The organism is Streptomonospora litoralis (assembly GCF_004323735.1).
Classification (GTDB): domain Bacteria; phylum Actinomycetota; class Actinomycetes; order Streptosporangiales; family Streptosporangiaceae; genus Streptomonospora; species Streptomonospora litoralis.
Genome location: NZ_CP036455.1, coordinates 786,232 through 806,916 on the forward strand (window position 1 = coordinate 786,232; position 20,685 = coordinate 806,916).

Here is a 20,685-nt window from a genome sequence, read left to right on the forward strand (position 1 = left end):
CGGCGGCCGCACGGGGTCACCGCGTGCGGTCCGTGTCTCCACAGCGGCGCGCCGCGGCCTCTTTCCGTGGGGCCGCAGCGCGCCGCGCGTGTGTGGACGGTTTTCGACTCAGCCCCCGCCGTTGGGCGCCCAGCGGGCCAGCGTCGAGACCGTCGAGGCATCGAAGGTCACCGAGGCGCCCAGCGCGCCCCACTGCTCGGGTGCGCTCTCCCCGCCGCTCTCGGCGAACGGCCGCAGATCCAGGTACATCCCCAGGTGGGCGGTCTCGGTGCCGGCCATCGTCTGCTTGAAGACGGGATCGTCACCCAGGCGTCCGGTACCGGTCGTGCCCGAGGTAGCGACGGTGACGGATCCCTCGGTGCTGACACCGGGGGGCGAGGTGTAGGAGTTGCGCCACATCTCGGCGATCGCGCTCTCCACCGCGCCGGAGTCGGCGCCCTCGGCCCGGAACTGCATGGACGGCGGTGACGCGGCGCCGCCGAAGAACTGGTCGAGGGAACCGCCGAGGTCGGTGATGCCCACCGCGGTGCGCTTGCCCAGCAGGCTGGTCAGCCCGTCGGGCATGGTCAGGCCCAGGTCGGTCATCAGCCCTTCGAACTCGGCGAAGTCCTCGGGGTTGTCCTGGTAGGCCTGGCCCGCCAGGTCCGCCAGTCCGCTGCCGCTGACGGCCATCATGGTGTCGTCGGGCAGGTCGCCCATCAGCTGCAGGCCGGGCTCGGGCACCTCGTAGTCGGCGGTGGAGACGCCGTCGACGCTGACGTCGAGGGTGTCGCCGCGCAGTTCCAGGTACTCGGGCCGGATCCGCAGGCCCAGCGCCATCCTGCCGCTGACCTCGCCGTAACTCTGCAGGGAGTCGAGCGGGTCGGTCTGGTTCAGCCCGCCGTACTCCTCGAAGCCGCCGTATTCGGAGCCGGAGCCCTCTTGCGCCAGAGCGGCGATCTCGCCCAGGTCCATCCAGGCGGAGGCGATGTTGTCGGTGCCGATCGACTCCATGTCCCGGGTGTAGGTGTCCTGCTCGTCGAGGGTGCCGCCGGAGGCGATCTGGGCGTCGAGGTCGCTGAGCACGGCCGCCTTGTCCGTGACGATCGCGAAATCGTCGCGGACGTCGAACGCCACGTCCTCCGACTGGCTCTGCATCTCACTCAGAGCCTGCTCGGCGGCGTCCTCGTCCTCGGCCGCGATGGCGATGGCCGCGGCCGTCCCCGAACTGTCGGCCGCCTCCTCGTTCTCGGGCGTCCACACGGCGAATCCGAACCGCTGGCCGAGCCAGGGCGCGAAATCCTCCTCGTAGGTCATCCCCTCGTAGCCGCTGTTCTCGATCAGGGAGTCGACCAGCTCTTCGGCGGGGTCCGCCTCGGGGTCGATCTCTTCGCGCATGGTGTCGGGGAGGCGCTGGACGAACTGCGCGTAGTCGGCCAACTGGCCGCCGCTGGGCCGCAGGTCCAGCTTGGCGAAGGCGATCGAGGAGGCGGGCAGCACCGATTCGGGTTGGGCGCCGACCAAGACGTTCTGGACGACCGAGTTCGACGCCCATACGGTGCCGGCCATCATGACCACACCCAGCCCGGCGGCGACGGGGATCATCCACCCGCGGTTCGACCGCTGCGGCGCTGTCGGCGCCGGAGCGTAGCCCGGGCCGGGTGGCGGCTGGTACTGGCCGCCACCGGGTGGGGGCGGAGCTCCCCACGACGGCTGGTTGGGGGGATCGGGGTAGGACATCGAACCTCCGGAACAGTGCGCTTATCCGCTACGAAGGTACCAATGCACTAATGCCCGATTGTTGCCGATCGGCAGGTCACTCCGGGGTTGCGGGAGACGCGAAGTCCACTCCGCTGTAGGCGGCGAGTTTGGCCAGCCGGTGCTCGCTGCGCACCTGGCGGACCGTGCCGCTGCGGCCCCGCATGACCAGCGAGTCCGTGGTCGCGCCGCCCGCCTCGTAGCGCACACCGCCCACCAGTTCGCCGTCGGTGATACCGGTGGCCGCGAAGAACACGTCCTCGGAGGCCACCAGGTCGTCGGTGGTCAGCACCCGGTCCAGGTCGTGGCCGGAGTCACGCGCCTTGCGGCGCTCGTCGTCGCCGGTTGGCCACAACCGGCCTTGGATGGTGCCGCCCAGGCACTTCATGGCGCAGGCCGAGATGATGCCCTCCGGTGTGCCGCCGATTCCCAGCAGCAGATCCACACCGGTGTTGGCGCGGGCCGCCATGATGGCGCCGGCCACGTCGCCGTCGGTGATGAACCGGATACGCGCACCCGCCTCGCGCACTTCGCGCACGATCTCCTGGTGGCGGGGCCGGTCCAGGATCATCACCGTCACGTCCTGCGGGGTGACGCCCTTCGCGCGGGCCACCGCGCGCACGTTGTCCGCGATGGGCGCGGTGATGTCCACCGCGGCCGCCGCCTCCGGTCCGGTCGCCAGCTTCTCCATGTAGAACACGGCGGAGGGGTCGAACATCGAGTGGCGCGGGGCCACGGCGAGTACCGCGATGGCGTTGGGCATGCCCATGGCGGTCAGCCGGGTGCCGTCGATGGGGTCGACCGCGACATCGCAGTCGGGGCCGATGCCGTCGCCGACCGACTCCCCGTTGAACAGCATGGGCGCGTCGTCCTTCTCGCCCTCGCCGATGACCACCGTGCCGTTCATGGCGACCGTGCTGATCATGTGCCGCATGCCGCGCACGGCGACCCCGTCCGCGCCGTTCTTGTCGCCCCGCCCCACCCAGCGCGCAGCCGCGAGCGCCGCGGACTCGGTGACCCGGACCAGCTCCAGCGCCAGGTTGCGGTCCGGCGCTCCGGACGTCTCCTGGGGTGCCGTGGGAATGCTCATCGGTCAGCCTTTCAAGCCGGTTCCGCGCCGGCGGCGGGAGGCGGTCGGTGCTTTTGGGACAAGCGTAAACACCTGACGTAATGTCGACCTAGGCGGGCCGACGGCACGCCGCCACGGAAAGGAACGGTAGTCCGACGTTGACTGTCGACAAAGCGCACAAACCCGTCCGCGTGTCCCACCGGGGGGCGGCCACGCGCAGCGCCCTGCTCGAAGCCGCGGCGCACGTGTTCCGAACGGTGGGCTTCGCCCGGGCCGGTGTCAGCGAGGTCGTCGAGCACGCCGGAGCCAGCGTCGGCAGCCTGTACCACCACTTCACGGGCAAGGCCGACCTCTACATGGCGCTGTACGAGGACTTCCAGCAGCGCCAGCAGGACCGCACGCACCGGGCCGTGTCGCACGCCCGCGATGCGGGCGAAGGCGACCCCACGCGGCTGATGTACACCGCGGCGAGCGCCTACCTGGACGGCGCCATCGAGGAGCGCGAGACCACCCTGCTGTTCTTCTGCGGCGACGGGCCGCCCGGGTTCGACTCCCAGCTGCGCGAACGGCTGCGCGAGTGGACCGACCGCAACGTGGCCCTGTTCCGCAAGGCCGAGGAGCCGGTGGACGAGGCGCTGCTCATGGTGGTCAGCGGAACGATGCTGGTCGCCGTCACGGAGGTCGTGCGGCGCAGCGACGCCGACGCACGGCGCCTGGCCGACGACATCACGTCCCTGCTTTCACGGCTGGAGCCCAGGGACCGGCGCGACCAGCGGACGGGCTGAGGTGAAAACCGTTCGGATCGGGCACGCGGAGATCCGGCGCCGAGCGGCGGAACGACCGCCGAGTACCGCGTATCGGCGTTCTCGCAAATGCGCCGCATGCAGCGCAACGGGCCGAATTCCGGTTTCAGTCGATCCGGAATCGAGGCGCGTGTTCTCGCGGTGTCGGGGCGAGAGGCCGCCGCGGGGGCGGCCTCAGCGTCCCGGTTTCAGCCCGCGGCCTCGGCCCGCAGGTCCCGGCGCAGTTCCTTGGGCATCGAGAACGTCAGGCGCTCCGTGGCGGTCTCGACGTCCTGCACGTCCGCGTAACCGGAGTTCGCCAGGCGCTCCAGCAGGTCCTGGACCAGGATGTCGGGCACCGAGGCGCCGCTGGTGACGCCCACGGTCTCGACGCTCTCCAGCCAGGTCTCGTCCATCAGCGAGGCGTTGTCGATGAGATGGGCGTCCGTGGCCCCCGCCTCCAGGGCGACCTCGACCAGGCGGACCGAGTTCGAGGAGTTGTCGGACCCCACCACGATCACCAGGTCGCACTCGGCCGCCATCTCCTTCACGGCGTCCTGCCGGTTGGAGGTGGCGTAGCAGATGTCGTCGCTCGGCGGGTCGAGCAGGTTGGGGAACTTCGACCGCAGCGCCTCGACGGTGGTGTTGGTCTCGTCCACCGACAGCGTGGTCTGCGAGAGCCAGGAGACGTTGTCGGGGTTGCGCACCTCGACCTTGTCGACCTCGTCGGGGCCGTCGACCACCTGGATGTGCTCGGGGGCCTCGCCGCTGGTGCCCTCGACCTCCTCGTGGCCGGTGTGGCCGATGAGGATGATGTCGCGGTCCTCCGACGCGAAGCGCTTGGCCTCCTTGTGCACCTTGGTCACCAGGGGGCAGGTGGCGTCGATGGTCTTCAGCTGCCGCCGCTCGGCCTCCTCGTGCACCTTCGGCGCGACGCCGTGCGCGGAGAACACCACGATGGCGCCTTCGGGGACCTCGTCGGTCTCCTCGACGAAGACGGCGCCGCGCTTCTCCAGCGTGCTGACGACGTGCGTGTTGTGCACGATCTGCTTGCGCACGTAGATCGGGGCGCCGTACTGCTCAAGGGCCTTCTCGACCGTGACGACGGCGCGGTCCACACCGGCGCAGTAGCCGCGGGGCTTGGCGAGCAGGACACGGCGGCGGTTCGTCGCAGTCATGCTTCCATCCTAAGGGCCGATCGCCATGGCGGGTTCGGGGCGGGCGCCTGCGCCGCCGGCGAGGGCGGACCGGCGCGCGGGCGGCGGCGGCCGCGCGCCGGCGCGCCGCCGTTCGGGCAGGTGGGAGCCGCGGGGTTGCGAACGGGCCGGCGTCGGGTGTTGCGCCCGCCACTGCAGATGACCCCGCGATAACGGTCAGCGCTCGTTTCCGTCGCGAGGATGCGAAAGCATTCACATTCGGCGCACTTCCGGCGACCCTTACTCACCTATTCTGGTTTGACCTGTGGAACCTGACGGCGCGAAGGCGGCGTCAGGCGCGCGGGACGGGATAGACGAGAAGTCTGATACGTGTACCGTCCGAGCCGAGACCCGGGGCCGCGCGCAGCCCCGTCCTCCCGACGAGCATCAGGAGCCCCCAGTCCCATGTCGAATCCGTCCATCGCCAGCAAGCTGATGTCCATGGTCAAGGGCATCTTCGGACAGAAGGAAGAGGCCGCCGAGCCCGCCCCGCAGTCCGCGTCCGCAGAGCAGAAGGCGCCTGCGGGTGCGGCTGAGGGCAACGGCTCCGCTTCGGCCAACGGCACCAAGACCGCCGCCGAGGCGAAGCAGGCCCCCGCCGAGGAGTCGGAGAAGCCGGCTGACGAGAGCGCCGCAGCGGCCCCGTCCGCCGCCGCGCCCGCCGCGGAGGACAGCGTCAAGGCCGTCGAGGAGGACGACGCCGCGGAGAAGTCCGCCGCGAGTCCCGACCTCGTCACCCCCGAGGAGCGCGCGGGCGTCGCCGATGAGCTGGCCGCCGCCGAGGCCACCACCCAGGAGTCCGACGACTCCGTTCTGGAGGACGTCCGCCGCCAGGCCGCTCCCGCCGCCGACGAGCTCGCGGTGCCCGGCTACGACGACCTCACGCTCCCGTCGATCCGCGCCCGCCTGCGCAAGCTCACCATCGACCAGGTCCGCGACCTGCGCGCCTACGAGGTGGCCCACGGCGAGCGGCCGGAGTTCATCAAGATGTACGACAACCGCATCGCCAAGCTCCAAGCCGAGGAGTCCTAGCAGCTGGACGGCGCGGCGTCCGCCCCTCCTGCCTCTCCTCCGGCCGGGCGCACATCGGGCCGCCGCAGCGCGGCTATGCGGTGTCCGCCCCCGGCCGCGGAGCCGGGTGTCACGACGTGAGGCGGTCCACCCGCGCGTCGGCTCCGCCGGTCTGCGCGAGGTCCGGGAAGGCCGGGCCGCCCACCGGGGACCGCCCGTCGCCGCCGACCGCCGACTCGGCGAGGAGCGACTGCAGATCACCCGCCAGGGCGGGGTTGTCCTCCAGCCACCGGCGCAGCCGTTCACGCCACAGAGCCTCGGCTCCGGCGCGCGCTGCGGGCTTGTCGGTGTCAGGCGCAGCGGCGATGGCGCCGCAGGATCGCTCCAGTTCACCCGCCGCGCGCCGGCCGCCGTCCCGGTCGCCGCGCCCGAGCAGTTCCGCCAGCCGGTCGCGCAGCGCGTCGAAGCCGTCGGCCGTCATGGCGTGGACCAGAGCGGTCGATGCCGAGGCGGACAGTGCGGCGATCTGCTCATGCACGGCGGCTCCCAGTTTCGCGGGCGACTCCGCCAGCACACTAGGCGAGTGTGCTCAGCCCGAAAAGGCCGAGCACACCGGCGATCCCGCGGAGCCGGACCGACGTCTTCGCGTCACTCCCGCGCAACGGGTGGGCCGCATCCGCAAACCTCGCTGGCCGCACTCGGCCACCCGGCGCAGACCGCAGCCGACCGGAGCCTGCGGCACACCGCGGCGCCCTGGCGGCGGCGCGTCGGGCCTGAAAGGGTGTCGGCATCCGATCGCATGAGGAGGACGACGTGGGCCGCGCACTCGTACTCGGCGGCGGTGGCATCACCGGGATCGCCTGGGAACTGGGCATGCTGGCGGGACTGCAGGAGTCCGGGACGGACCTCACCGGCGCCGACACCGTCGTCGGCACGTCCGCGGGGTCGATCGTGGGCGCCCAGTTGACGTCGGGCACTCCGCTGGAGGAGCTCTACACTCGCCAGCTGCGCCCGCCGGAGGACGAGAGCGCGGCGCGGCTGCGCCCCGGCGTGCTCGCGCGCTGGGCCTGGGCGGTCATGCGCGAGCGCGACCCCGACCGGGCGCGTGCGCGGGTGGGGCGCATGGCCCACGCGAACGCCCGAAGTTCGCTGGTCGAGCGGCGGCGGGTCATCGCCTCGCGCCTGACCTCGACGGAGTGGCCCGACGCGGACCTGCGGGTCACCGCGGTCGACGCGCGGACCGGCCGCCGCACGGTCTTCCGCTCCGGCGGTGCAGCCGGCCTCCTCGACGCCGTCACGGCCAGCTGCGCGGTCCCCGGCGTCTGGCCGCCCGCGATCATCGGCGAGCGGCCCTACGTCGACGGCGGCGTCCACTCGCCGAGCAACATCGACCTGGCGGAGGGGTTCGAGCGCGTCGTCGTCCTGGCGCCCGTCGCCCGCACCGGCGGCATGTTCACCGATCCCCGCACCGAACTGGCGGCCCTGCCCGACGCGACCGCCACCGCCCTGGTCACCCCGGACCCCGGAGCGCTCGCCGCAATGGGCAGCAACAACCTCGACCCCGCCCACCGCCCCGCGGCCGCCCGAGCAGGCCGCACCCAGGCCGCCGCCGAGGCCGCGCGCATCGCGGAGGTGTGGGGCGGGGATTGAGCGGAGCCCGGCCTGAGCGCGTGCTCCGGGAGACGAGACCCGTTCAGATCAGGACCGTTAAAACGCGAACCTGCGCCCCCGCAAGCTCGGCACGGAGATGGCGGTCAGGTCACCAGGGCGAACGCGGCGCCGGTGAGCGCGGTGGCGTGGCGTTCCGTCCTTGGTATCGCGGACAGCGGGGGAACGGTATCGGTCATCGGTCTGCCCATGCAGCGGGACAGCGGTCGGCGCGAGCCGGTCGGTGCCCGTCCGCGCCCCCGGTGCCGCGTGGGCAGACCTTGCAGGAGCGGTCGGACCGCCGCTGAGAAGCGCGGCGATGTGGCGCTCCAGCGCGTCAGCGGTGCCCGCCTCGACCAGGTTCAGGTGGCCGGGCAGCACTGCCCACCAGCGGCCGGTGTATGTGCCGTACCAGGCGCACACACCCGGGAAGAGGCGGGAGAGCCGCCGTGCGGCCGGGTGGATGGCGGCGGGCCGACGGGTCGGGCGGTCTGGGCAAGTGGTCGGTCCGGTCGCTGGGCCGGCCGAGGTGCGGGTGTGCGGGCTGGTGGCCGGAGGTGCGGCGGTGGCAGCGGTCATCGGGTCGCCTCCGGGGCGTCGTCGCTCCAGGTGCGGTCGGAGCAGGAAAGGTGCGGACCTTCATGACCGAATGGGCGCAGGCACGAGGGTCGGGAGGCGGCCGCGAATGGGCGGTACGAGTGCGGCGCGGGTTTGCCGCAGGCGTCGCCGATGCCGTCGGCGATGCGGGCCAGCATGTCGAGCGCGATCTCGTGGAGAGCGGATGGCCAGCAGGTGCCGTCGCCGGTGCTTTCGGCGAGGTCGTCGGCCATCTGGTGTAGGGCCCGGCGATCGGCGTGGCGGAGCGGCCGGTCGGTGGGCCGTTCGCCCGTGCGGAAGGAATCGTCTGCGGCTGAGACGGCGTCGGGGCGAGTGAAGGCGTGATCGAGATAGGGGCGTGAGCGTGGCGGCGGAGCCGATTCGGTAAGTGCGTAGTCGAGCGAGTCCAGGTCGGAGGCGGCGAGGGTGAGGGCGTCGTCCATGCGACTGTGCGCTCGGTATGGGGCGTTCTCTCCGCGGGAGTAGGTGAGTCGCCAATCTGCGCGGTGCCGGCTGTGGACTTCGCAGAAGCGCTCGTAGTCGGAGGGGACGGCGGTTGCGGGAGGCGGGATGTAGGGGCGAGGGCGGTCGCTGCTGGGAGTGATTCGGAATGCGGAAGACGATGCGGAGTCACCGTGCGCAGTGTCTTCCCGAGGGAGCGCAGAGTGTTGCTCAGGCGGCGCCAGGCGGACGAGCAACCACCGCACGAGGACATAGGGGAGTGCGAGCAACCGGCTCACCCTGTGGACGGGGAACGGAGAATCCGGCGTCGACTCGACTCCCGGTCGGTGATCCGCGTCTGGTGCCGCGGCTGTGGCGGCCGGTCGAGTGCGGATGTGTGCCGGATGACAGCAATGAAGGGCAGCGGCTACTGGGCCGGTAACGTGGCTCACGTCAAGCGCTCCGATCGCTTGGCCGGGCCCGGGGAGTTCGCACCTCCGCCGGGCCGTCCGGTTTCGGGTGAGCTCCATAATAACCATACCAAGGTTACCACGGTAGCCATGGTGCATCTTGGTTGCTCAGGTTGCTTTGCTTACTGTTCCGCGGGTGACGTACGAATTCGCTGACGATGAACCGCGATGGAAGCAGGTCGCGGACGTAATCCGCGGCCAGATCGCGAGAGGTGAGCTGAAGCCCGGGGATCGGGTCCCGTCCGTGCTCCAGATGCAAGCGGAGTACGGCATCAGTACGTCCACCGGCCAGAAGGTCCACCGGGCACTGCGGGCAGAGGGCCTGATCCGTACCCAGTCGGGGATGGGCTCGTACGTCGCCCGTCGTTGAGTGGGTGGGGGAGGCGTACGCCCGGCGGGTGGCCGACATGGACGGCGCCGCGACGGTGCTCGCCGAGCCGTGCCGTTGGACAGCGGAGCATTGACCGCCGTCGGAGGCGGCACGGCGTCACTGCGGGTCGGCGTGTTCTGTCGGACCTCTCATCTAGTCTCGCTGGCATGGGTATGGAGAGCTCGGCCGAATCCCCGCAGCCGGTGCGTGTCGTCATGCAGGCCGTCGGCGGGTGGATCGGGCGGCTGGGCAAGATCTGGGTCGAGGGCCAGGTCGCCGAGTTGAGCCGGCGCGGCGGCACCGTGTTCATGACCCTGCGCGATCCGGTGGCCAACGTCTCTGCGCGGGTGGTGTGCCCCGTGCGCGTGCTGGAGGCCGTCGCGCCCGTGCCCGAGGCCGGGGCCCGGGTGGTGGTGCACGCCAAGCCCGACTTCTACGTCGCCCGCGGCACCTTCTCGCTGATGGCGCTGGAGGTACGGCACGTCGGGCTGGGCGAGCTGCTGGCCCGGCTGGAGCGGCTGCGGGCCACGCTCGCGTCCGAGGGGATGTTCGCCGACGACCGCAAGCGCGCGCTGCCGTTCCTGCCCGGCACGGTGGGGCTGATCTGCGGGCGCGAGTCGGCGGCCGAGCGCGACGTCCTGGAGAACGGCCGCCGCCGCTGGCCCGCCGTGCGCTTCGAGGTGCGCGAGGTCGCCGTGCAGGGCGACCGCGCGGTCGGCGAGGTGCTGAACGCGCTCAAGGAGCTCGACGCCCACCCCGAGGTCGATGTGATCATCGTGGCCCGCGGCGGCGGGTCGCTGGAGGACCTGCTGCCGTTCTCCGACGAGGCCCTGGTGCGCGCGGTCGCGGCCACGCGCACGCCCGTCGTCAGCGCCATCGGACACGAGCAGGACAGCCCTCTGCTCGACCTCGTCGCCGACGACCGCGCCTCCACGCCCACCGACGCCGCCAAGAAGACCGTTCCCGACGTCGGCGAGCAGCTGCAGCTCATCCGGCAGCTGCGCGACCGCGGTCGGCGCGTTCTGGTCGGCGGTATCGAACGCGAGCGTTCTTGGCTGGCCGGTATGCGGTCGCGGCCGGTGCTCGCCAGTCCGCTGCGCGAGATCGACCGCCTCACCGAGCACGTCACCGGGCTGCGCGACCGCGCGCGGCGGTGCGTGACCGTCGCGCTGGACCGCGCCGGCGACGACCTCTCGCACACCCGCGCCCGGCTGCACGCGCTCTCGCCCGCCACCACGCTCGCGCGCGGCTACGCGATCGTGCAGCGCTCGGACGGCGCGGTGGTGCGCTCGGCGGGCGACGTCGAGCCCGGCGACCCGCTGCGGGTCCGTTTCACCGAGGACAGCATCACCGCGACGGTCGAGGGCACCGAGGCACACGACTCCGACGAGGACGCCGCGCAGGACGGCAGCGAGGCCCCGGCGGCGCCGCACGGCGAGGGCCGGACGTGAGCCCCGCTGCGCCCGGGCGGGCAGCGACAACACCACGACGAGTCGGCGAGGAGCAGGAGGGGCAGCGCAATGGCGGCTAAGAACACCGGAACGACAACCGGCAGCGGCACCGACGGCGCCGATGCCGAGGGCGCGAACAGCGCGGACACCGGCGCGAGCGGGCGGGAAACCGAGGTCGGGGGCGACCGGCCCGAGACCACCGGACCCGAGATGAGCTACGAGGAGGCCCGCGACGAGCTCGACTCCGTCGTCCGCCGCCTGGAGGCGGGTGGGCTGACCCTGAAGGAGTCGCTGGCCCTGTGGGAGCGCGGCGAGAGTCTCGCCGCCACCTGCGAGCAGTGGCTGGAGGGAGCCCGCGCCAAGCTCGCCGTCGCGATGGAGGAGCGGGGCCAGGGCGGCGAGTCCGACCAGGAGGCGCCCTTTTAAGCCCTCGCGGGCCTGCGCTTCTTGGGATGAACCGGCGGACGGGGTTACTTCGGCGGGGTGCGCGGGCGGCGGCCGTTGACCTCGTCGCTGAAGGTGCGGATGTTGCTCGGCAGGCCGCGGAAGACCGCGATCACCAGGACCAGCGCCGTGCCCAGGAACAGCGACGGTGCGACATCGGCGAGCCGGGTGGCCATGGCGATGGTCACTGCGCGGGAGAACCCGGTCTCACCCAGGGTCAGGGCCGTCTCGGCGGCGAGCGCCGCCGTGAAGTAGGCCAGCGGCGGGCTCACCGTCAGGGACAGCAGGTCGGTGGGGCGAACGAGCAGCGCGGCGACCACGCAGGCCGCGGTGAACGCGGCCCCGCTGATCACCGGGATGCTCGCCAGGTGTGCGATGAGGGTGGAGAGCAGGCTGACCACGCCGATGAGGAGTATGCCGCCGCGCCCGGTGAGCCGGACACGGCCGTCCGCTCCGGCGGCGGCCGGCTCGGAGGCGGTGCCGGCGGCGGGGGCGACGGAGCCGCGGGGCGCCCGCTGCACCGAGAACGGTGCTCGGGGGTGGTCCATGCGCTGCGGCTTCCGCGTCGCCATTCCGGCATACTCCCTCGTCTGGCTCACGGTGTTCAGTATGTCACTCTCGGTGATTCATTCGGACTCCCGGTCCGCGCCGTGTCACCATTCGAGTATCCGTTCCCCTCCGTGTCTCCGGAAGCACCCGCGGAACCGTCCGCCGCCTCCGCGGAGCCCGCCGCGAACGCCGCGCCGTAGAGATGGACGCGGGAATCGGCCGCCGCGGTTCCGTTCTCCGCGTCCGTCCCGCCGTCTCCGCCGTCTCCCCGGTCCTCGCCCGTCAGCTCCGACGCAGCCGGCGGCCGCGCCTGGTCCTGGATGCCGTCGGGGCGGGCGAGATCACCGTCGACCAGTCCCAGCTGCTCGAACCGGCGCGCGGTGACCAGCACCCGGCTCTCCAGCGAGCCGACCGTCTGGTTGTAGGCGGTGACGGTCCGCGAGAGCGCCTTGCCCAGGCCCTCCACATGGCCACCCAGGGTCGACAGCCGCGCGTGCAGTTGCTTGCCCAGTTCGAAGACCGCGCGGGCGTTCTCGCTCAGCGCCTCCTGCTGCCAGGCGTACTGGGCGGTGCGCAGCAGCGAGATGAGCGTCGTCGGCGTCGCGATGTGCACCCGCCGCCCCATCGCGTGCTCCAGCAGTTGCGGGTCGTGCTCCAAGGCCGGCGCGAGGAACGCCTCGCCGGGCACGAACAGCACCACGAACTCCGGCGCCGGGCTGAACGCCGCCCAGTAGGACTTGGCCGCGAGCTGATCGACGTGCGCGCGCAGGTGCTTGCTGTGCGCACGCAGGCGCTCGGCGCGCGTGTCGGAGTCGTCGGTCTCGACCGCCTCCAGATAGGCCGCCAGCGACACCTTGGAGTCCACGACGATGTTCTTGCCGCCTGCCAGCCGCACGACCATGTCCGGCCGCCGGCGTCCCTCATCGGTGTTCGCGTCGGCCTGCTCCTCGAAGTCGCAGTAGGCGCTCATGCCCGCCAGTTCGGCGACGCGGCGCAGCTGCAGCTCGCCCCAGCGGCCGCGGGCCTCGGGGCGGCGCAGCGCACTCACCAGCGCCTGGGTCTGGTCGCGCAGCTGATCCGAGCCCTGGCGCACCTGGTCGACCTGCTGCGCCAGCTCGGCGTGGGCGGCGCGGCGGCCGGCATCGGTCTCGCGCAGCTGGCTCTCGACGCGGGAGAGCGTGTCCTTGAGGGGGGAGACGAGCTGCTCGACGGCGGCGCGGCGCTGCTCCATGTCCTTGCCCGCCTCCGCGCCGACGGCGCGCAGCCGCCCCTCCGCCAGTTCCAGGAAGCGCTGGTTGGTGGCGTCCAGCGCCTCGGCCGACAGCGACCGGAACCGCTCGCCGAGATGCTCTTCGACGTAGGTGGCGCGCTCTTCGGCCGCGCGCGCATCGGCGCGCGCCTCGGTGACGCGGCCGCGCGCCAGCATCCAGCCCAGCGCGACGCCGATCGCCAGTCCCACCAGTAGCACCAGGATCAAGTCAAGGCCGTCCATAGCCGCCCATCGTCTCAACCCGGGCACCGGCGGCACCTTCCGCCACGCGCGGGTAAGCACTCGTAAAAAGGCGGCCGCCCGGCCAGGCGCCGGCCGGGCGGCCGGTGAGCGCGCAACGGCGCCCCCGTTGGAGCATCCGATCGGATACTCGACTATTTACCGAGTGGTCGGTAGCTTAAATTGCAGTCCTCGGCCGACCACCGCCGACACCCCCACACCCAGGAGCGACATGACCACAGCGAACCGGGCCGCACACGCCGCCGACGCAGCACGCGAACCGCAGGTGGAGGCCGCCCTCGCCCGCCTCGACCTCGACGGCAGAATCCGCCTGCTTTCCGGCGCCACGATGTGGGCCATCGCCCCCAACCCCGACATCGGCCTGGAGCGGCTGGTGATGTCGGACGGCCCCGTCGGCGTCCGCGGCGAGCACTGGACACCCGACGACCCCGCCCTTCAACTGCCCAGCCCCACCGCCCTGGCCGCCACCTGGGACACCGAGCTGATCCGCACCGTCGGCCGCACCCTCGCCCAGGAGGCGCGGCGCAAGGGGGTGCACGTGCTGCTCGCCCCCACGGTCAACATCCACCGCTCGCCGCTGGGCGGGCGGCACTTCGAGTGCTACTCCGAGGACCCCCTGCTCACCGGCCGCATCGGTACCGCCTACGTCGACGGCGTTCAGGACGGCGGCGTCGGCACGACGGTCAAGCACTTCGTCGCCAACGATTCCGAGACCGACCGCTTCACCGTGGATGTCCGCGTCGACGAGCGCACCCTGCGCGAGATCTACCTGGCCCCGTTCGAGGCCATCGTGGACGGCGCCCGGCCCTGGGGAGTCATGGCCGCCTACAACGGCGTCAACGGCACCACCATGACCGAGCACGCCCGGCTCAACGCCGTGCTGCGCGACGAGTGGGGCTTCGACGGGTTCATCGTCTCCGACTGGACCGCAGCCCGAGACACCGTGGGCTGCGCTCTGGCCGGGATGGACGTCGCGATGCCCGGCCCCTCCACCGTCTACGGCGAGAACCTGCGCGCGGCCGTGCGCGAGGGCCGGGTGCCCGAGGGGGCCGTCGAGGCCATGGCCCGCCGGGTGCTGCGGCTGGCCGCTCGCGTGGGCGCTCTCGAAGGCGCCGAGCCGGCCGTGGCGCCCGCGGCTCTGCCGCCCGCGATCGACGGCCGCGCCGTCGCCCGCGAGGCTGCGGCCCGCTCCTTCACCCTGCTGCGCAACGAAGGCCGAGCGCTGCCGATCGACCCCGCGCGCGTCGGCAGTGTCGCGCTGATCGGGCTGGCCGCCGACGAGGCACGCACCAGCGGCGGCGGCTCTGCCACCGTCTTCACCGAGCACACCGTCAGCCCGCGGGAGGGCCTGCGCGCGGCTCTGCCGGAGAGCGTGCGGCTCGACTACGCCGTGGGCGCCGACCCCCGCGCGAGCCTGCCACCGCTGGCGGGTCCGCTCACCGCGGCCTTCCGCGACGCCGACGGCACCGTGCTGGCCACCGAGCGGCTCGCCGACGGTACCGCCCGCTGGATCGGCGAACTGCCCGACGGCGTCACCGCCGAGGGGCTGTCCACCATCGAGGTGTCCGGCACACTGACCCCGGCGTACACCGGCACCCACGTCTTCGGCGCGAAGGGCGTCGGGCACTTCCGGCTGGCCGTCGGTGGCCGCGTCGGCTTCGACGGGGTCAACGAGGTCGACGGGGACGACCCGGGTGCGGGGTTCCTGAACCCGCCGGAGTCCACCGCCGAGTTCGCACTGACCGCCGGGGAGGCCGTCGAGGTGTCCGTCGTGGCCACCGTCCCCGGCGTCTCCGCCGACTTCGCGTTCATCGGCTTCTCGCTGAACCACAGCGAGCCGCGCGCCGGCGACGACGAGCTCATCGAAGAGGCGGTGCGCACGGCGGCCGGCGCCGACGTGGCGATCGTCATCGCCGCCACCACCGAGGAGGTGGAGTCCGAGGGCTTCGACCGGGACTCGCTGGAGCTGCCCGGCCGCCAGGACGAGCTGGTCTCCCGGGTGGCCGCCGCCAACCCCCGCACAGTCGCGGTCGTCAACACCGGTTCACCGGTGGTGATGCCGTGGCGCGGCGACGTGGCGGCGGTGCTGCTCACCTGGTTCGGCGGGCAGGAACTGGGCGCCGCACTGGCCGACGTCCTGCTCGGCGCCGAGGAGCCCGGTGGACGGCTGCCCACCACTTGGCCCGCCGAGCAGGCCGACGTGCCCGTGATCGGCGTGCGGCCCGACGGCGGCGTGCTGGAGTACTCCGAAGGCGTCTTCGTCGGCTACCGCGCCTGGCAGCGCTTGGGTGCCGAACCCGCCTACTGGTTCGGCCACGGCCTGGGCTATACCACCTGGGACTACACCGGCGCCGACGCCGCGGTGCGGCTCGACGGCGGCGTCAGCGTCACTGCGCGCCTGGCCAACACCGGCGCCCGCCGCGGGCGCGAGGTGGTCCAGGTCTACGTGTCGCCGCAGGAGGAGGGCGGCGCGCCGGAGCGGCCGCGGCGCTGGCTGGCCGGGTTCGCCCCGGTCGTCGCCGAACCGGGCGCGAGTGCGGAGGCGGTGGTCGAGGTGCCGGCCCGCGCCTTCCAGGTGTGGGACAGCGCCGCCCACGACTGGCGGACGGTGCCCGGCGGCTACGACGTGCTGGTGGGCCGGTCCGTCGCCGACACACCGGTCTCCGCACGCGTCGAGATCGCCGGCTGAACCGGCCTTTCACCAGGACAGCCGGTGCCCCGAGCGGGTCGGCGGCCCGCGCATCAGGTGCCGAGCGCCCGGTACCAGTCGCGGGCGGTGCGCCAGACCGGCTCGGGCACCGGCTCCGGCGCGAACAGCCACATCCGCTGCTCGGGATCGGGGCCGCGGCCCACGATGACCGCCCGCAGCGGGTACGGCGGGTCGCCGCAGAGGTGGTACCAGCAGTAGCCGAAGGGCTCCAGCAGCGCCATCAGCCGCTCCTCGACACCGTGGTCGGGACGGACCTCGCAGAAGATCCACGGGCGGAAGCGCCGCAGAACCTCCAGGGAGCCCGCGACGACGTCGGGCTCGGTGCCCTCGGTGTCGATCTTGACGATCGAGGGCACCGCTCCGGCGCGCTCGCGCCAGTGGGAGAGGGACTCGACGGCGACGGGCACGCGGCTGAACTGCGCGGGCGCCCCGCCCGCGAGCGAATTCGCGGTGTCGGCGACCGTGGACAACCGCAGGGCGGCCGTTCCGCTGTGGTTGCTCAGCGCGAGCCGCACCACCTCGAAGCCGAGCCCGTTGTCGCGGGCGATGGCCTGGGCGGTGTCGGCGATGCGGGGCGCCGGCTCGAAGGCGAAGACCCGGCGGCGGCTGCGTGCCGCCGCGAGGGCGGAGTAGAGGCCGATGTTGGCGCCGACGTCCAGCACCGCCCCCGGCCGGGCGTATTCGAGCGCGGCGAGGAAGCAGGCCAGCGTCTCGGGCTCGTAGGCCGCCAGCCCGCCGGACTCCAGCCGCCGCGGCACCCCGTAGTCGCCGGGGGCCGTGACGGCCAGCGACGACGGCCCGGCGCCGCTCCACCCGGCGCGGCGGGGCAGCGCGACGTCGAACCGGCGCACTCGCGGAGGCACATGGGCGGGATCGAGGCCGCCCAGCCGCTGCGGGAGCCGGATGCGGATCTGGCGTGTGGCATAGCGGACAGCCGGATATCGGTGGACGAATGCGCGCATCTGGCCGTGTACCACGGACGGTCCCCCCACTCATGTGCATCGGCTGGCCTGCCGGCCTCCGCGCACGTCTCACCGCTGCCGTGCCCACCGGGCGCACACGCGCCGACCGCCCCCCAGCGACCGACCGGATCTCCCCTCCCGTGCCCGTACGCCCGTCGGCGCGCAGCCGCACACGTGACCGGTCACATCTGAAACTACTCCGAATCGGGCCAGCTCGCAGGGCGTTTCATCCGAAGATGGCGTACGTGGCACCGAAAAGTCCCCTCCGCGCCATCCGGCGAGTCCGCACCCTGTGAGCGCCTAGACTCGGTCCCCGTGAGTCTGTCTATCGGAATCGTCGGCCTGCCCAACGTCGGCAAGTCCACGCTGTTCAACGCACTGACCAAGAACGAAGCCCTGGCGGCGAACTACCCGTTCGCCACCATCGAGCCCAACGTGGGCGTCGTGGGGGTGCCCGACTCCCGGCTCGGCACCCTGGCCGGGATCTTCTCCTCGGCCAAGGTCATCCCCGCCACGGTCGACTTCGTGGACATCGCCGGCATCGTGCGCGGCGCCTCCGAGGGCGAGGGACTGGGCAACCAGTTCCTGGCCAACATCCGCGAGAGCGACGCCGTGTGCCAGGTCATCCGCGTGTTCGACGATCCCGACGTCACGCATGTCGACGGCGACATCCAGCCCTCGCGCGACATCGAGACCATCAACACCGAGCTGATCCTCGCCGACCTGCAGACCCTGGAGAAGGCGCTGCCGCGGCTGGAGAAGGACGCCAAGCGCAACGCCAAGGACAAGACCGCCCAGCAGGTCCTGGCTGCCGCCCAGGAGGCGCGCCGGGTCCTGGACGAGGGCGTGAGCCTCTCCGTGGGCGCGCAGCCCGCCGGTATCGACGTCTCCCTGCTGCGTGAGCTGAACCTGCTCACCGTCAAGCCGTTCCTGTACGTGTTCAACCTCGACACCGACGAGCTGTCCGACCCCGCGCTGCGTGCCAAGCTCTCGGAGCTGGTCGCCCCCTCCGAGGCGATCTTCCTCGACGCCAAGATCGAGGCGGAGCTCGCCGAACTCGACGAAGAGGAAGCGGCCGAGCTGCTGGAGTCCATGGGCCAGACCGAATCCGGGCTCGCCCAGCTCGCCCGCGTCGGGTTCGCCACACTCGGGCTGCAGACCTACCTCACCGCGGGCCCCAAGGAGTCGCGCGCCTGGACGATCCGCAAGGGCGCCACCGCTCCGGAGGCGGCCGGCGCGATCCACACCGACTTCCAGCGGGGCTTCATCAAGGCCGAGATCGTCTCCTTCCCCGACCTCGTCGAGGCCGGTTCGATGCAAGCCGCCCGCTCGGCGGGCAAGGTGCGCATGGAGGGCAAGGAGTACGTGATGTCCGACGGCGACGTGGTGGAGTTCCGGTTCAACGTGTAGAGCAGGACGTGCGGCCTGCTTACCGAGGCGGCACGAGGCCGTGCCACGTCTCGACCTCGCACTGGCCGTCTGCGTTGCTCCCGGTCGCCACGACGGTGCCGTCGGTGCGCAGGCCGAGCGTATGGGCCGCGCCCGCGGCGATCGCCGTGATGCCGTCCCAAGCCTGTACTTCGCACTGTCCGTGATCGTTGTCGCCCACTGCGAGCGCCGTGCCGTCTGCGTGGAGTGCCACGGTGTGTCGGCTGCCTGCGGCCACGGCGATCACGTCCCGCCACCCGGAGACATCGCATTCGCCGGCACCGCTCCCGCCGGTCGCGATCGCCCTACCGTCCGCGCGCAGCCCGACCGTGTGCAGGTAGCCCGCGGCGACGGAGACCAGTCCCCGCCACTCGCCGACGTCGCACTGGGCGCGGCGATCGCTACCGGCGGCGATTGCGCTGCCATCGGCTCGGACCCCGACCGAGTGCCAATCGCCGCACGCGACCGACACGATGCCGGTCCACGCGCCGACCTCGCACTGACCCTCCGAGCGTCGTCCAGCGGCCAGTACGGTGCCGTTCCCCCGCACCCCCAGGGTCACCCGCCAACCGGCCGCGATCGCGGTTACGTCGGACCACTGCCGCACGTCGCATTGACCGTCGCCGCTCCAGCCCGTGGCCGTGACAGTCCCGTCGGATCGGAGTCCGACGGTGTGCGAGCGACCGGTATTCGGTGCGGGGTGGACGTTTCCGGCCGCTACAGAAACGACATCTGACCAGGTGTAGACGTCGCATTCGCGGGCCCGACTGTTGCCCGTGGCGATGGTCCGCCCGTCCGGGCGGCAGGCGACGGAGTGCCGTCGGCCGGCGGCCAGTACGGTCAATTCCCCTCCTTGCGGCACTCGTGCGCGGACGTCACCCGGCGGAGGCGCTTGATCGACCAGAGGTCTTCGGCGCGCTCCGGTCGAAACGATCGTCCCTGGAGTGACTGAGGGCCTTGCCCATCCGCCGTGAGGTTACCCCTTGGGTCCGTCGGCGCCGGATCCAAGCATGTCTTCACTACAGAACCCTGAGGCATCGGCACGCGCTGTAGTCCATGGGTCAGACCGAATCGGGGCCCGCCCAGCTCGCCCGCGGGATTGGCCACACTCGGGCCGCAGGCCAAGCATCCTCGTTGCCCGCAGGGAATCGACGATGCCGCAGTGAGGCCCATGCTTGCTTGATACCGTGCGGTATCGCTTGCTACCATTCTTGCCATGGCCATGACTCTTCGACTCACTGACGCTGAGGACCAGGCCCTCACGGAGCAGGCCGCTCGGGAGCACAGGTCCAAGCAGGAGGTCGCCAAAGCCGCGATTCTCGAGTACACGTCGCGTCGTACGCGTAGCCGCGACGACCTGCTCGCCAAGATCGGCCGCGAGAACGCTGGGGCGCTCAAGCGGCTGGCTGATTCGTGAGCGAGGCAACCGAGTACCTCGACCTTGACGATCTTGTGGCGGCGGCCGATGTAGCGATCGGCAGCCGCCCACAGGTGCGGGACTGGGGCCTGCTGGAGGCGGCCCTTGCTCGACCCAGGGCTTCGGTATTCGGTGAGGACGCCTACCCGGGTCTCAATGTGAAGGCCGCCGCGCTGCTGCACTCGCTCGTCACCAATCACGGTCTCGTGGATGGCAACAAGCGGTTGGGGCTGGTCGCTGTCCTGCTGTTTTACGGTATGAACGGCTGTGACCTGACGGCGACCGAGGACGAGCGAGTCGAATTGATCGTCGCCGTCTCCGATGGGCGGCTCAGCGACGTGGAGAAGATCGCGGAGCACCTGGCTCCGTGGGTCAGCCGTCTTTGACCGACACCTATGTATGCGCAGTACCGCGCCGACTCTTCCATGCTCGTCGGGACCGATGCTGCGCCGGGTGACGCCCGTGCGAACCCGAAGTGAAGCGCGGCCCCAAGCCGCCCCTTTCGTGTACCTCCGCAAGCCGTGTTCTCGGCGCCTCGCGGTCCTGCTTCGTGATGAATGCGCAGGTAAGAGCCATTACTTGCAGAGCATGGCCGCCTCTCTAGAGACCTAAACGCCACAGAACCCTTCCCGGACAGCGCTAGCTTCGTTTCCGGACCGCCCGCAATCAACGCGTTGACCGCGCCTGTTTCCTGGGTTTTGCTGGTATGGCCCGGCATGCGTGATTCGCCCCTTGATCACGAGCCGTGCCGGGGGTACACCGTGCTGTCGGGCGCGAAACACGGAGGAGTATTGGCGGCGGAGATGCGGAACAATGGCGCACCATAGGGGTGGGACGGACACCACTCCGCAGAATGCGGCAGCTGGGGTGTGCCCACGAGGGGACGGGGAGGCG

19 protein-coding genes are annotated in these 20,685 nt (G+C 71.8%); 10 read left to right on the forward strand and 9 right to left on the reverse strand.

All coding sequences use genetic code 11. From position 1 onward, the window contains the following. Positions 1–108 precede the first annotated feature (108 nt). Both EKD16_RS03415 and glpX read right to left on the reverse strand, forming a co-directional pair. Positions 109–1,584, reverse strand: coding sequence for a DUF3352 domain-containing protein (locus EKD16_RS03415; protein ID WP_165498484.1), 1,476 nt, complete (start codon positions 1,582–1,584; stop codon positions 109–111). Between the two features lie 211 nt (positions 1,585–1,795). After that, positions 1,796–2,827: a class II fructose-bisphosphatase gene (gene glpX, locus EKD16_RS03420; RefSeq protein WP_131097054.1), complete on the reverse strand. Its 1,032-nt coding sequence runs from the start codon at positions 2,825–2,827 to the stop codon at positions 1,796–1,798. A gap of 137 nt (positions 2,828–2,964) precedes the next feature. Between glpX and EKD16_RS03425 the strand changes: the two genes are divergently transcribed. Further along, positions 2,965–3,591, forward strand: a complete 627-nt coding sequence (locus EKD16_RS03425; RefSeq protein ID WP_131097055.1) for a TetR/AcrR family transcriptional regulator — start codon at positions 2,965–2,967, stop codon at positions 3,589–3,591. Between the two features lie 206 nt (positions 3,592–3,797). On the opposite strand, the gene EKD16_RS03430 is transcribed toward EKD16_RS03425, so the two are convergent. Further along, complete coding sequence (locus tag EKD16_RS03430) at positions 3,798–4,766, reverse strand: 4-hydroxy-3-methylbut-2-enyl diphosphate reductase (protein ID WP_131097056.1); 969 nt, start codon at positions 4,764–4,766, stop codon at positions 3,798–3,800. Positions 4,767–5,189: 423 nt separating this feature from the next. On the opposite strand from EKD16_RS03430, the gene EKD16_RS03435 reads away from it, so the two are divergent. Further along, on the forward strand, positions 5,190–5,816 hold the full coding sequence (locus tag EKD16_RS03435) for a hypothetical protein (protein ID WP_131097057.1): 627 nt from the start codon (positions 5,190–5,192) through the stop codon (positions 5,814–5,816). Positions 5,817–5,925: 109 nt separating this feature from the next. On the opposite strand, the gene EKD16_RS03440 is transcribed toward EKD16_RS03435, so the two are convergent. Continuing rightward, positions 5,926–6,333, reverse strand: a complete 408-nt coding sequence (locus EKD16_RS03440; RefSeq protein ID WP_131097058.1) for a hypothetical protein — start codon at positions 6,331–6,333, stop codon at positions 5,926–5,928. Positions 6,334–6,608: 275 nt separating this feature from the next. Between EKD16_RS03440 and EKD16_RS03445 the strand changes: the two genes are divergently transcribed. Beyond that, a complete protein-coding gene (locus EKD16_RS03445; RefSeq protein WP_131097059.1) occupies positions 6,609–7,445 on the forward strand; it encodes a patatin-like phospholipase family protein in 837 nt (278 codons plus the stop codon). Between the two features lie 572 nt (positions 7,446–8,017). Here EKD16_RS03445 and EKD16_RS03450 read toward each other — a convergent pair. Further along, entirely contained in the window at positions 8,018–8,482 is a 465-nt protein-coding gene (locus EKD16_RS03450; protein ID WP_131097060.1) for a hypothetical protein, read from the reverse strand. 604 nt (positions 8,483–9,086) lie between these two features. Here EKD16_RS03450 and EKD16_RS03455 point away from each other — a divergent pair. From EKD16_RS03455 to EKD16_RS25960, 3 genes are all read left to right on the forward strand, one after another. Further along, complete coding sequence (locus tag EKD16_RS03455; RefSeq protein WP_131097061.1) at positions 9,087–9,320, forward strand: GntR family transcriptional regulator; 234 nt, start codon at positions 9,087–9,089, stop codon at positions 9,318–9,320. A gap of 167 nt (positions 9,321–9,487) precedes the next feature. Beyond that, positions 9,488–10,771, forward strand: coding sequence for an exodeoxyribonuclease VII large subunit (gene xseA / locus EKD16_RS03460; protein ID WP_131097062.1), 1,284 nt, complete (start codon positions 9,488–9,490; stop codon positions 10,769–10,771). Between the two features lie 210 nt (positions 10,772–10,981). Beyond that, entirely contained in the window at positions 10,982–11,197 is a 216-nt protein-coding gene (locus EKD16_RS25960; RefSeq protein ID WP_131101969.1) for an exodeoxyribonuclease VII small subunit, read from the forward strand. 44 nt (positions 11,198–11,241) lie between these two features. On the opposite strand, the gene EKD16_RS03470 is transcribed toward EKD16_RS25960, so the two are convergent. Both EKD16_RS03470 and EKD16_RS03475 read right to left on the reverse strand, forming a co-directional pair. Further along, positions 11,242–11,814 carry a DUF6542 domain-containing protein gene (locus EKD16_RS03470; RefSeq protein ID WP_394347305.1) on the reverse strand — a complete coding sequence of 191 codons (573 nt, stop codon included), beginning with the start codon at positions 11,812–11,814 and terminating at the stop codon, positions 11,242–11,244. A gap of 5 nt (positions 11,815–11,819) precedes the next feature. Continuing rightward, complete coding sequence (locus tag EKD16_RS03475; protein ID WP_131097063.1) at positions 11,820–13,256, reverse strand: DNA recombination protein RmuC; 1,437 nt, start codon at positions 13,254–13,256, stop codon at positions 11,820–11,822. 229 nt (positions 13,257–13,485) lie between these two features. Here EKD16_RS03475 and EKD16_RS03480 point away from each other — a divergent pair, with 229 nt between their 5' ends. Further along, the gene (locus EKD16_RS03480; RefSeq protein WP_131097064.1) at positions 13,486–15,963 is read left to right on the forward strand and encodes a beta-glucosidase; all 2,478 of its coding nucleotides are present in this window, start codon (positions 13,486–13,488) and stop codon (positions 15,961–15,963) included. Positions 15,964–16,016: 53 nt separating this feature from the next. Here EKD16_RS03480 and EKD16_RS03485 read toward each other — a convergent pair whose 3' ends face one another. Further along, entirely contained in the window at positions 16,017–16,946 is a 930-nt protein-coding gene (locus EKD16_RS03485) for an FkbM family methyltransferase (protein ID WP_131097065.1), read from the reverse strand. A gap of 315 nt (positions 16,947–17,261) precedes the next feature. Here EKD16_RS03485 and ychF point away from each other — a divergent pair, with 315 nt between their 5' ends. Continuing rightward, entirely contained in the window at positions 17,262–18,356 is a 1,095-nt protein-coding gene (ychF, locus tag EKD16_RS03490) for a redox-regulated ATPase YchF (RefSeq protein WP_131097066.1), read from the forward strand. A 19-nt stretch (positions 18,357–18,375) separates the two neighbouring features. Here ychF and EKD16_RS03495 read toward each other — a convergent pair whose 3' ends face one another. Further along, positions 18,376–19,218 carry an RCC1 domain-containing protein gene (locus EKD16_RS03495; protein WP_131097067.1) on the reverse strand — a complete coding sequence of 281 codons (843 nt, stop codon included), beginning with the start codon at positions 19,216–19,218 and terminating at the stop codon, positions 18,376–18,378. Positions 19,219–19,590: 372 nt separating this feature from the next. Between EKD16_RS03495 and EKD16_RS03500 the strand changes: the two genes are divergently transcribed. Next, positions 19,591–19,791 (forward strand): DNA-binding protein, encoded by a 201-nt coding sequence (locus EKD16_RS03500; protein ID WP_131097068.1) that lies wholly within the window; start codon positions 19,591–19,593, stop codon positions 19,789–19,791. Next, complete coding sequence (locus EKD16_RS03505; protein ID WP_131097069.1) at positions 19,788–20,177, forward strand: type II toxin-antitoxin system death-on-curing family toxin; 390 nt, start codon at positions 19,788–19,790, stop codon at positions 20,175–20,177. The genes EKD16_RS03500 and EKD16_RS03505 overlap by 4 nt, the downstream gene beginning before the upstream one ends. Positions 20,178–20,685: the final 508 nt, after the last annotated feature.